This is a genomic window from Pseudomonas sp. GW704-F2 (assembly GCF_059423025.1).
Map to the genome: position 1 here is coordinate 80,399 of NZ_JBWKXO010000017.1, position 12,137 is coordinate 92,535.

10 protein-coding genes are annotated in these 12,137 nt (G+C 62.4%); 3 read left to right on the forward strand and 7 right to left on the reverse strand.

Translation table 11 applies throughout. The annotated features are described in order from the left end of the window. Positions 1-86 precede the first annotated feature (86 nt). Positions 87-1,415, forward strand: coding sequence for an OprD family outer membrane porin (locus tag AC07W0_RS16190; RefSeq protein WP_017848583.1), 1,329 nt, complete (start codon positions 87-89; stop codon positions 1,413-1,415). Between the two features lie 108 nt (positions 1,416-1,523). Further along, complete coding sequence (mgrA, locus tag AC07W0_RS16195) at positions 1,524-2,561, forward strand: L-glyceraldehyde 3-phosphate reductase (protein ID WP_017848582.1); 1,038 nt, start codon at positions 1,524-1,526, stop codon at positions 2,559-2,561. 133 nt (positions 2,562-2,694) lie between these two features. On the opposite strand, the gene tauD is transcribed toward mgrA, so the two are convergent. The 7 genes from tauD to AC07W0_RS16230 all read right to left on the reverse strand — a co-directional run bounded on the left by tauD (position 2,695) and on the right by AC07W0_RS16230 (position 10,922). Continuing rightward, positions 2,695-3,531, reverse strand: a complete 837-nt coding sequence (gene tauD / locus AC07W0_RS16200; RefSeq protein WP_102617768.1) for a taurine dioxygenase — start codon at positions 3,529-3,531, stop codon at positions 2,695-2,697. Positions 3,532-3,545: 14 nt separating this feature from the next. Continuing rightward, positions 3,546-4,382 carry a taurine ABC transporter permease TauC gene (gene tauC, locus AC07W0_RS16205; RefSeq protein ID WP_102617767.1) on the reverse strand — a complete coding sequence of 279 codons (837 nt, stop codon included), beginning with the start codon at positions 4,380-4,382 and terminating at the stop codon, positions 3,546-3,548. Continuing rightward, positions 4,379-5,158 (reverse strand): taurine ABC transporter ATP-binding subunit, encoded by a 780-nt coding sequence (gene tauB / locus AC07W0_RS16210; protein WP_017848579.1) that lies wholly within the window; start codon positions 5,156-5,158, stop codon positions 4,379-4,381. The genes tauC and tauB overlap by 4 nt, the downstream gene beginning before the upstream one ends. Positions 5,159-5,174: 16 nt before the next feature. Continuing rightward, a complete protein-coding gene (tauA, locus tag AC07W0_RS16215) occupies positions 5,175-6,152 on the reverse strand; it encodes a taurine ABC transporter substrate-binding protein (RefSeq protein WP_079442631.1) in 978 nt (325 codons plus the stop codon). A 264-nt stretch (positions 6,153-6,416) separates the two neighbouring features. Beyond that, a complete protein-coding gene (gene gshA / locus AC07W0_RS16220) occupies positions 6,417-8,000 on the reverse strand; it encodes a glutamate--cysteine ligase (RefSeq protein WP_017848577.1) in 1,584 nt (527 codons plus the stop codon). Positions 8,001-8,214: 214 nt separating this feature from the next. Then, positions 8,215-8,598 carry a PaaI family thioesterase gene (locus AC07W0_RS16225; protein WP_017848576.1) on the reverse strand — a complete coding sequence of 128 codons (384 nt, stop codon included), beginning with the start codon at positions 8,596-8,598 and terminating at the stop codon, positions 8,215-8,217. Then, complete coding sequence (locus AC07W0_RS16230; protein ID WP_046385051.1) at positions 8,598-10,922, reverse strand: Tex family protein; 2,325 nt, start codon at positions 10,920-10,922, stop codon at positions 8,598-8,600. The genes AC07W0_RS16225 and AC07W0_RS16230 overlap by 1 nt, the downstream gene beginning before the upstream one ends. Positions 10,923-11,279: 357 nt before the next feature. Here AC07W0_RS16230 and ompR point away from each other — a divergent pair, with 357 nt between their 5' ends. Further along, complete coding sequence (gene ompR / locus AC07W0_RS16235) at positions 11,280-12,020, forward strand: osmolarity response regulator transcription factor OmpR (protein WP_003213175.1); 741 nt, start codon at positions 11,280-11,282, stop codon at positions 12,018-12,020. Positions 12,021-12,137 lie beyond the last annotated feature (117 nt).

Below are 12,137 nucleotides of genomic sequence, written 5' to 3' on the forward strand. Positions count from 1 at the left end.
CCACTGCGTAATTGTGTGAAGCGTTTGACGCTTTCATTTCAGAACAGTGACGGAGACCGGTAACAATGAAGACGTTATTAAGCCCCATGGTCGGTGTCGCCATGGCGAGCTTTATGTTGTCCGCCCATGCCGATTTTATCGATGACAGCCACGCCGATGTGACCCTGCTCAACCGCTATCTCAACCAGCAGGGGCGTGACGTGGTCGGCAGCAATGCCAAGGCCCACAGCATTCGCGATTGGGGCCAGGGTTTCGAGTTCAACTTCAAGTCCGGCTACACCGAAGGCCCCGTGGGTTTCGGCCTCGACTTGCAGGCGTTCTATGGTTTGAAACTGGACTCCGGCGGCGACCTCAATGACAAGAATCACCAGGGCCGCTACCCCGGCAGCATGTTCCCGCTGGACGACGGTAAATCCGCTGACCAGTTCGGCGTGCTGAGCCCGACGTTCAAAATGCGCTTCGCCAAGGATGAACTGCGGGTCGGTACGCTGTATGGCAACAACCCGGTGCTGGCCAACACCGACGGCCGCCTGTACCAGCAGACCAACACCGGTGTGCAACTGGTCTCCAAGGACCTCAGCGACTTCACCTTCACCGGTGGCGATATCTTCAAGACCAAGATCCGCAATGAAACCGGCGACCAGGGCATGATCACCGCGGGCGGCACCAAGGAAAGCGACCGCTTCCTCTTCGGCGGTGCCGACTACACCGGCTTGCCGGGCACCACCGTCAGCCTGTGGTATTCCAACCTTGAGGATTACTACCAACAATTCTTCCTCGGTGCCAAGCGCCATGACGCGTTGTCGGTCGGTGCAATCGACACCGATGTGCGTATGTTCCGCAGCCTGGGGGTGGGCGGTAACGCCGATGGCGACAAGGATTATGCCGCGGCGGGGGTCTATGGCGATGGCGTGAACAAGGGCCGCATCAACCAGTCCACCGTCAGCCTGTTGGAAAGCTACAGCCTGGAAGGTCATACCGTCGGCCTCGGCATCCAGAAAAACAGCGGCAGCAGCGACTTCCCCTACCTGGATTCCGGCCTGAACAGCGGCGACAGCCACCAGGGCCCCGGCTCGGGTGCCGACACCCCGGCGCTGACCAACATGCAGTTGAACAAATTCCAGCACGCCGGCGAACGCACCTGGCTGGCGCAATACAAATATGACTTCGGCAAACTGGGCCTCAACGGCCTGACGTTCTCCGCCGCCTATGCCCACGGCGATGACATCCGCACCGCACAGGGCACTACCAGCGAATGGGAACGCAACGTTGCCGTGGCCTACCAAGTGCCGACCGGCACCCTCAAGGGCCTGGGCGTGACCTGGAAAAACGCCCACGCCAGCCCGGACATTACCGGTGCCACCGTGCAGGATGAAAACCGCTTTTATGTCAGCTATGTCGTTCCACTTTGGTAGGAGTTTGCTGTAAAACGGAAAGGCAACGTTAAGCGATTCAGCTGCTTAAAAGGCCTGGGAATAGGCTTATTCCCAGGCCTTATTTGCCCCCGTCCAAGAGAGGATTCGATGACTTATATCGCTGCCGAAAACCGCTACGAATCTATTCCGTATCGCCGCGTTGGCCGCAGTGGCTTGGTGCTGCCGGCACTGTCCCTGGGGCTGTGGCACAACTTTGGCGACAGCACCCCGATCGACACCCAGCGCGCCCTGCTGCGCACCGCGTTCGACCTGGGGATCAACCACTTCGACCTGGCCAACAACTACGGCCCGCCCTATGGCAGCGCCGAGATCAACTTCGGGCGTTTGCTGCGCGAAGACTTCAAGCATTACCGCGACGAATTGATCATCTCCAGCAAGGCCGGTTGGGACATGTGGCCCGGCCCTTATGGCCAGGGCGGCGGTTCGCGCAAATACATCCTGGCGAGCCTGGACCAGAGCCTGCAGCGCCTGGGCGTCGACTATGTGGATATTTTCTACTCGCACCGCTTCGACGCCGACACCCCCCTGGAAGAAACCGCCAGCGCCCTCGCCACCGCCGTGCAGCAAGGCAAGGCGTTGTACATCGGTATTTCTTCCTACTCCGGGGTGAAAACCCGCGAAATCGCCGCCTTGCTCAACGAGTGGAAAGTCCCGCTGCTGATCCATCAGCCGGCCTACAACCTGCTCAACCGCTGGGTGGAAAAAGACCTGCTCGACACCACCGAAGCCCTCGGCGCCGGGGTGATCGCGTTCACGCCGTTGGCCCAGGGGCTGCTGACCGACAAGTACCTCAATGGCGTGCCGGCCGATGCACGGGTCAATCGCCCCGGCGGCGGTTCGTTGCAGGCCAAGCACTTGTCCGAAGCCAACCTCGCTCACGTGCGCGCGCTGAATGAAATCGCCAAGCGCCGTGGCCAAAGCCTGGCCCAACTGGCGCTGGCCTGGACCCTGCGTGACCCACGGGTAACCAGTGCGCTGATCGGCGCGAGCCGGCCGGAGCAGATCATCGAGAACGTCGGGGCGCTGAAGAACTTGAGCTTTACCGCCGAAGAACTGGCGGAGATCGATCGGTTCGCGTTGGAAGGCGGGATCAACCTGTGGGAAAAGCCATCGACGGCTGAATAACCCGGTCAATGTGGGAGGGGGCTTGCCCCCGATTATGGTGGGTCAGTCAGTACATGCATTGACTGATACAGCGCCATCGGGGGCAAGCCCCCTCCCACATTTTGTCTTCAGTGTGGCGACTGTCGTGTTCGGCTCAGAACGGCACATCGCCAAGAATCGTCGCCCGGTGCATCACCCGCCGCTGTGGCCGGTAGTCGTCCACCGCGTAATGCTGGGTGACGCGGTTATCCCAGAACGCCACGTCATTCTCCTGCCAGCGCCAGCGAATCGTGAACTCCGGGCGTGTCGCGTGGGCGAACAGCAGCTTCAAGATCGCCTCGCTCTCCGCCGCTTCCAGCTCGTTGATTCTGGTGGTGAAGCCCTCGCTGACAAACAGCGACTTGCGCCCACTCACCGGGTGGGTGCGTACCACCGGGTGCGACAGCGGCGGGTTCTTCTTGCGGGTTTCTTCCCAGCGCGCCAGGTTTTCGGCAGTGTTGCCAAAACGCTCCAGCGGGAAGGAATTGGTGAAATCGTGCGTGGCGGTGAGCCCGTCGAGCAGCCTCTTCAGCGGCTCGGACAGGGCCGCATACGCAGCAATCCCGCTGGCCCACAGCGTGTCGCCGCCAAACGCCGGCAGTTGCTTGGCACTCAGCACCGCGCCGAGGGCCGGGGTGGGCAGAAAGGTCACGTCGGTGTGCCAGACGGCGTTGTCGCGCACGTCGGTGACGGCGGTGTCGAGGATCAGCACTTCGGGCTGTTCCGGCACGTTGGGGTAGATCGGATGAATGTGCAGATCGCCGAAGTTCGCCGCGAAGCGTGCTTGTTGCTGCGGCGTGAGCGGCTGGTCGCGGAAAAACACCACCGAATGAGTGAGCAACGCCTGTTCGATGGCGTCGCGCTGTTCGGGGGTCAGCGGTTGAGTGATATCGACGCCACTGATCTGCGCGCCGAGGGCGGTGCTTAATGGGGTAACGGTCAGGCTGCTCATTGGGTTCTCATCACTCAGTGTGCCTGGCCATGCCACGGCACCCATTTACGCTGCAGGGCCCGCAGGCCCATTTCCATGGCGAAGGCGATCAGTGCGATCACCAGAATCCCCAGCACCACGACATCGGTGACCAGGAACTGCGCCGCCGACTGCACCATGAAGCCCAGGCCGCTGGTGGCGGCGATCAGCTCGGCGGCGACCAAGGTCGACCAGCCAACTCCCAGCCCGATACGCACGCCGGTGAGGATGTCGGGCAGCGCGCTCGGCAAGATCACGTGGCGAATCAGCTGGGCGCGCGTGGCCCCCAGCGACTGCGCGGCACGCAGCTTGGCCGGGTCGACGGTACGCACGCCGGTCGCGGTCGCGATGGCAATCGGGGCAAAGATCGCCAGGTAGATCAGCAGCACTTTGGACAGCTCACCGATGCCGCACCAGATCACGATCAGCGGCAGGTAGGCCAGGGGTGGAATCGGCCGGTAGAACTCGATCAACGGGTCGAGAATGCCCCGCGCGATACGGTTCGAGCCGATGGCAATCCCCACCGGGACCGCGGTCAGCACCGCAAAGCCCAGGCCCAGGCCGATGCGTTCGAGGCTCGCGCCGAGGTGCTGCCACAAGGTGGAATCCATATAGCCCGTGGTCGCCAGCAACCAGCCTTTTTGCAGCACGGCGGACGGTGGCGGCAGGAACAATGGTTCGATCAGGTCGCTGGCGGTCACCGCCCACCAGATCACCAGCAAGGCAACCAGCGTCAACAGGCTGATCCAACGCGTACTCAGGCTGCGCCGCAGCGGGATAACGGTGCGCGCCACCGGCTTGGCGACCGTGGCGGGAAGTTCGTAGCTGCTCATGCGGACACCTGCCGTTGGGAGAACACTTTGCCCAGCACGTGTTCGCGGGTTTCGATAAAGCGCGGGTCGGATTTGATCGCTCGCGCCGACTCGCCGGCCGCATAACGTTGACCGAAATCCAGGTGCAGGCGCTCGACGATCTGACCGGGGTTGGGCGCCAGCAGGATCAGATCGGTGGCAAGGAACACCGCTTCTTCGATGTCATGGGTAATCAGGAACACCGGCTTGGCCGTGCGCCGCCAGACTTGCAGCAGCAGCTCCTGCATCTGTTCGCGGGTGAATGCATCGAGGGCGCCGAAGGGTTCGTCCATCAGCAGTACACGCGGGTCTGCCGCCAGGGCGCGGGCCAGGCCGACGCGTTGCTTCTGGCCGCCGGACAGTTGCCAGATGCGCCGGCTGTCGAAACCGGCCAGGTCCACCAGCGCGAGCATTTCCCGGGCGCGCACTTCGCGTTGCGCCTTGCTCACGCCGGCCAGCTCCAGGCCGAAGCCGACATTGGCCAGCACGTCCTGCCAGGGCAGCAGAGCATCGTCCTGGAACACCACGCCGCGTTCGGCGCTCGGGCCTTTGACTGGCACGCCATCGAGGCTGATGCGCCCGGCAGAGGGCTCGACAAAACCGGCAATCAGGTTCAGCAGCGAAGTCTTGCCACTGCCGGACGGGCCGAGGGCCACCAGCAATTGCCGGGGCCCAAGTTCGAGTGAAATATCAGACAGTACCGGTTCTGTGGCGCCTGGGTACCGTGCGCTGATGCGCTCCAGTTGTAGCAAGGCCATCGCGATGAACTCCTGATCAGTGGGTGATGAACTTGGCGCTGATGTAAGGGGCGTAATCCGGCAGCACCGCCTCGACCTTGCCTTGTTCCTTGAGGAATGCCGCGGTGTCGGTTACCGCCTTGATGGTCGGCGCGCCCAGCAGCGTCACCTGCTCAGCGGCCAGCGGGTAGACGTTGCCTTGCAGCAGCGCGGGGATGTCGCTGGCCTTGGCCCCGGAGAGTTTCACCAGCTTGTCGACGTTGCTTTTGTCGGCGAGCCAGGCTTGTGGGTCTTTGCGGTACGCGGCGTAGGCATCCAGGGTGACTTTGGCGAAAGCGCTGACGATTTCCGGATGCTTCTCGGCGAAGTCCTTACGCACGATCCACGCGTCGAAGGTCGGCGCGCCGAACGTGGCCAGCTCGCCGGAAGTGATCAGCACCTTGCCGTTTTCCTTGGCCACGCCCAGGGCCGGGTCCCATACGTAGGTGGCGTCGATATCGCCGCGCTTCCAGGCGGCGATGATGGCCGGCGGCGCGAGGTTGAGGATGGTCACTTTCGCCGGGTCGATGTTCCAGTGCTTCAGCGCGGCCAGCAGGCTGTAGTGGCCGGTGGATACGAAGGGCACGGCGACTTTTTTGCCGATCAGGTCCTGCGGGCCGTTGATCCCCGAACCGTTGCGCGCCACCAGGGCTTCAGCGCCGCCGATCTGGGTGGCGACGAGGAAGGTCTGCACCGGCACTTTACGGGTGATGGCGGCGGTCAGCGGGCTGGAACCGAGGTAGCCGATCTGCACATCGCCGGACGCGATGGCGGCGATGATGTCGGAACCGTTGTCGAATTTGCGCCAGTCGATCTTGGCGTTCGTGGCTTTTTCATACGCGCCGTCGGCCTGGGCGACTTTCGCCGGGTCCACGGTGGTCTGGTAGGCGATGGTCACGTCCGCCGCCTGGGCGAACAGGCTGGCACCGGCCAGGGACAATGCCGCCAAGAGGCGGAGAGGGGAATGCAGTTTCAAGGGGAAGCTCCTCAATCAGGCGGCCGAGTGTCGGCGTGTGAGGAGACTAAATGATCTAAGAATGCGAAAATAAATAACTTTTTCGAATTAGCTTATGAGGAGAAGGGTGGGCGGGATTCTTCATCCCAGTGAGGGCAAATGTGGGAGGGGGCTTGCTCCCGATGGTGGTGGGTCAGTCAGTACATGCATTGACTGATACAGCGCCATCGGGGGCAAGCCCCCTCCCACATAGAGCTCATTTCCCTGGGGGAGTGAGTTCGGTTTTTAGTTGCTGATGGCCAGGATGCTGGCCTGGTACGAGCCGACGAACACATCGAAATCGCCCACTTCGTTCTGCTCCAGCTCCGCCTGTTGCGCCAGCGACTTGCGTGCCAGTTCTTCAAAGTGCGCCTGCTCTTCGGCGGGCAACGGTTCGCTGCGGAAATACTCGGCATGCACCTCGCTCTGGTGCAGGGAGAACTGGGCGAAACTTTCCTTGCGCTCGGCCATCGCGGCCAGCACCTGGGCCGATGGCGTCAGGGACGGGTCGTTGACCTTGGCCAACTGGGCGTCCAGTGCCTGGCGGTGTTCCTCGATGCCGTGGCTCTGATCGAGCAGGGCCGCCAGCGGCGCGATCTGCTCCAGCAGTTCGGTGGCCCATTCCTTCATGTCCACCGCCTGGCCCTTGCGCTGCAGTTGCAGGCCTGGACGCCGGCCTTCCTTGACCACGCTGAGGAAGTTCGAGGTGGCATTGCCGCACTCGTTGTCGGCGAACAGCGGGCTGTCGTTCATCGCGCAATACAGCAGGAACGCATCGAGGAAGCGCGACTCTTGCAGGTCGATACCCATCGGCAGGAACGGGTTGATGTCCAGGCAGCGCACTTCGATGTACTGGATGCCACGGGCCATCAGCGCCTGGATCGGCCGCTCGCCGGTGTAGGTCACGCGCTTGGGGCGGATGTTGGAGTAGTACTCGTTTTCGATCTGCAGGATGTTGGTGTTGAGCTGCACCCACTCTCCGTCCTTGTGGGTGCCGACTTCGACATAAGGCGCGTAGGGCGTTGCCACCGCTTCGCGCAGGCTGTCGGTGTAGCTGGCCAAATCGTTGTAGCACGGCGTCAGGCCGGCCTGGGCGTTGCTCTGGTAACCCAGGTCGCTCATGCGCAGGCTGGTGGCATACGGCAGGTACAAGGTGTCGGCATCCAGCACGTCCAACTGGTGCGAACGGCCGCGCAGGAAGCCTGCGTCCAGCGCTGGCGAGGCACCGAACAGGTACATCAGCAGCCAGCTGTTGCGGCGGAAGTTACGGATCAGCGCGATATAGGCGTCGGACTGATAGTCGCGGTCGGTGCCGACGAAGCCTTCGCTTTCCTTGAGCAGCGGCCACAATTTTTCCGGCAGGGAAAAGTTGTAGTGGATGCCGGCAATGCACTGCATGGTCTTGCCGTAACGCAGGGCCAGGCCCTTGCGATACACGTACTTGAGCTGTCCGATATTGGAGGTGCCGTAGTAGGCAATCGGAATGTCTTCCTCGGCCGGCAACGGGCACGGCATCGAGGGGCTCCACAGGTATTCGCTGCCGAGCTTGCTGTAGGCAAAGCGATGGATCTTGTCCAGGCTGCTCAGGGTATCGGCCGGGTTGGGCAGGGCTGGGGTGATGAACTCCAGCAACGATTCCGAGTAGTCGGTGGTGATCTGTTCGTGGGTCAGCGCGGCGCCCAGGGCTTCGGGATGCGGCGTCTGCGCCAGGCGACCTTCATGGGTGACACGCAGGCATTCGCGCTCGATGCCGTGCAAGCAATGCTCCAGCAGGGAGAGGTGTTCGCGCTTGCCGAGCAGGGCCAGGCGGCGGTTGAGAAGTTCGCTCAAGTTGGATTCCTTCACGCGTCAGTCGCCCCAATATGGGGGTGGGCAGGACGGTCTACAAGGGTGAAGTTAAAACTGGCGTGATCGCCTGGTTTTGAGTCGATTTGACCCGCTTTGAAAAAGCCTACATCACTCCATGAATTGGGGTGTAGCGCAGCAAGAAAATTCCGACGCTGTTATCGCAGCGCCGAAATTAACTCAAATCGAGGGCGGGGAGCTATAGGACAGCGAAGGTGCCCTGCGCTTTTGCGACAAGTCTTTCACCCTGGTACACGTCGGCTTCGACCACCAACGTGCGCCGCCCGGGGTGAATCACCCGCGCGGTACACAGCACCTCGCCGTTTTCCACCGCGCGGATGTAGTTGATTTTGCATTCGATGGTCGCGCTCTGCTGGTCGAACCCGTGGGCGCTGGAACAGGCCAGCCCCATGGTGATGTCGACCAGGCTGAAAATCGCCCCGCCATGCAGCTTGCCTGCGCGGTTGCGCAGTTGCGGTTCCAGGCTCAGGGCCACCTCGGCAACGCCCTGCTCCAGGCGTTGCAGGCGGCAGCCGATCAGTTCGCTGAACGCGCTTTGGGTCAAGCCGGCCGGAATCTCCATCAGCGTTTCTTCAACTGTTTGGCGTTGGCGAACAGCGAGGCCATGGCGTTGTTGCTCGGCGCTGCGGTCGCGGTTTCCTTGCGCGGCGCGTTGTTTTGCGACTGGCGCGGCGCCGAGCCTGGGCGGGCGCCACGGGCACCGTCGATTTTCTCGCCGGGGGTGTCGCTCATACGCATCGACAGGCCGACGCGCTTGCGCGGGATGTCGACTTCCATGACCTTGACCTTGACCACGTCACCGGCCTTCACCGCTTCGCGCGGGTCTTTGATGAACTTCTCCGAAAGCGCGGAGATATGCACCAAACCGTCCTGATGCACGCCGATGTCCACAAAGGCACCGAAGTTGGTCACGTTGGTCACCACGCCTTCGAGGATCATGCCCAGTTGCAGGTCCTTGAGGTCTTCGACGCCGTCCTGGAACTCGGCGGTCTTGAACTCGGGACGCGGGTCGCGTCCGGGTTTTTCCAGCTCTTGCAGGATGTCGGTGATGGTCGGCACGCCGAAGGTCTCGTCGGTGTACTTCTTCGGGTCCAGGCGCTTGAGGAACGCGGCGTCGCCGATCAGCGAGCGGATGTCGCGGTCGGTCTCGGCGGCGATGCGTTGCACCAGCGGGTAGGCTTCCGGGTGGACCGCCGAGGCGTCCAGCGGGTTGTCGCCGTTCATCACGCGCAGGAAGCCGGCGGCCTGTTCGAAGGTTTTTTCACCCAGGCGTGCGACTTTTTTCAGCGCGGCGCGGGTCTTGAACGCACCGTTTTCGTCGCGGTGGGTCACGATGTTCTGCGCCAGGGTCGCGTTGAGGCCGGAGATCCGCGCCAGCAGCGCGACGGAGGCGGTGTTCACGTCCACGCCCACGGCGTTCACGCAGTCTTCCACCACCGCATCCAGGCCGCGTGCCAGTTTCAGCTGCGACACATCGTGCTGGTATTGGCCGACGCCGATGGATTTCGGGTCGATTTTCACCAGTTCGGCCAACGGGTCTTGCAGACGACGAGCGATGGACACCGCGCCACGGATCGACACGTCGAGGTCCGGGAATTCCTTGGAAGCCAGTTCCGACGCCGAGTACACCGAAGCGCCCGCCTCGGAGACCATGACCTTGGTCATCTTCATGGCCGGGTATTTTTTGATCAGTTCGGCGGCCAGTTTGTCGGTTTCACGGCTGGCGGTGCCGTTGCCGATGGCGATCAGGTCCACCGCGTGCTTGGCGCACAGGGCGGCGAGGATCGCGAGGGTCTGGTCCCACTTGTTGTGGGGCACGTGCGGATACACGGTGGCGTGGTCCAGCAGCTTGCCGGTCGAGTCGACCACGGCGACCTTGCAGCCGGTGCGCAGGCCCGGGTCGAGGCCCAGGGTGGCACGCGGGCCGGCCGGTGCGGCCAGCAACAGGTCGTGCAGGTTGTGGGCGAAGACGTTGATTGCTTCGGTTTCGGCGCCGTCGCGCAACTCGCCGAGCAGGTCGGTTTCCAGGTGGGTGTAGAGCTTGACCTTCCAGGTCCAGCGCACAACTTCACCGAGCCACTTGTCCGCAGGACGGTTCTGATTCTGGATGCCGAATTGTTGACCGATCATGCCTTCGCACGGGTGCATGGTGCCCGGCAGTTCGTCGCCGACTTTCAGCGCGGAGCTGAGAATACCTTCGTTGCGGCCGCGGAAAATCGCCAGGGCACGGTGGGACGGCATGCTCTTGAGTGGTTCGTCGTGTTCGAAGTAGTCGCGGAACTTGGCGCCTTCTTCCTCTTTGCCGGCGATCACGCGGGCGCTGAGGATGGCTTCCTGCTTCAGGTAGGTGCGCAGCTTTTCCAGCAGGCTGGCGTCTTCGGCGAAGCGTTCCATCAGGATGTATTTGGCGCCTTCGAGGGCGGCCTTGACGTCGGCGACGCCTTTTTCAGCGTTGATGAAGCGCGCGGCTTCGGTATCCGGGTTCAGCGATGGGTCGTTGAACAGGCCGTCGGCCAGGTCGCCGAGGCCGGCTTCCAGGGCGATCTGGCCCTTGGTGCGGCGCTTCTGTTTGTACGGCAGGTAGAGGTCTTCGAGACGGGTCTTGGTATCGGCGAGTTTGATGTCGCGTTCCAATTGTGGGGTCAGCTTGCCCTGTTCCGCGATGCTGGCGAGGATGCTGATGCGCCGTTCGTCGAGTTCTCGCAGGTAGCGCAGGCGCTCTTCCAGGTGCCGCAGTTGAATGTCGTCGAGGCTGCCGGTCACTTCTTTTCGGTAACGGGCGATGAAGGGCACCGTGGAGCCCTCATCCAGTAGAGCGACGGCCGCTTCGACCTGTTGGGGGCGTACGCCGAGTTCCTCGGCGATGCGGCTGTTGATGCTGTCCATAAAACCACCTGAAATTCTTAAAAGCAGCTCGCAAGCCCGGAAAACAAGGCCCGACGAGGCTGGTTGAGCGGCCCGACTGGCGCCGCTGCCTGGGTCAAGAGGCTGCCTATTGACCCTCGAAATCGTAAAAATCACGACAAGCGGGTGAAAAAAAGCCCGGCAGTAAACGGTAACGATCTGACGTTGCCCTGCACGAAGGCGCCGCATTATAACCAGCGTTCTGTCCTTGGGGGGGACTGCGCCACAGGTTGTAGGGCGTGGGTTCGCTGGCAGTAGAGGAAAAATCTGCTAACAATGCACACGGTGCGTATAACGGCAGCTAGGCCATAATGCGCGCCGAGATAAGAGGAGCATCCAATGAGCAGCACTGCACAAACTGCTGAAGGCGAAAAAATTCTCATCGTTGATGACGATCCGGGGCTGAGCAGCCTGCTGGAGCGTTTTTTCAACTCCAAGGGTTATCGTGCCCGCGCGGTGCCGAACACCGAACAGATGGACCGCCTGTTGGGGCGGGAAGTGTTCAACCTGGTCGTGCTCGACCTGATGCTACCCGGCGAAGACGGCCTCACCGCCTGCAAACGCCTGCGCGGCGCGAACAACCAGATTCCGATCATCATGCTCACCGCCAAGGGCGATGAGCTGAGCCGCATCAAGGGCCTCGAACTGGGCGCTGATGACTACCTGGCCAAGCCGTTCAACCCGGACGAACTGATGGCGCGGGTCAAGGCCGTATTGCGTCGCCAGGCGGCGCCGGTGCCGGGCGCACCGGGCAGTGAAGACGAAAGCGTCACCTTCGGCGATTACGAACTGTCATTGGCCACCCGTGAGCTCAAGCGTGGCGATGAAGTCCACATGCTCACCACCGGCGAGTTCGCCGTGCTCAAGGCGCTGGTGATGAACGCGCGCCAGCCGCTGACCCGCGACAAACTGATGAACCTGGCCCGTGGTCGGGAATGGGACGCTCTGGAGCGCTCCATCGACGTGCAGATCTCCCGTCTGCGCCGAATGATCGAGCCGGACCCGTCCAAGCCGCGTTATATCCAGACGGTGTGGGGCGTGGGGTATGTGTTTGTGCCGGATGGCACTGCAACCAAGTGACCGATGATTTGCAGGGGCGGGCATCCTGGCGTTTGGCTCCATGAGGGGCGACGGGATGTCCGGCGTCTGCAATTCTGCGAGCGCCGCTCGTTCCTGCAAGGTGTCTAGCTGTCTCCT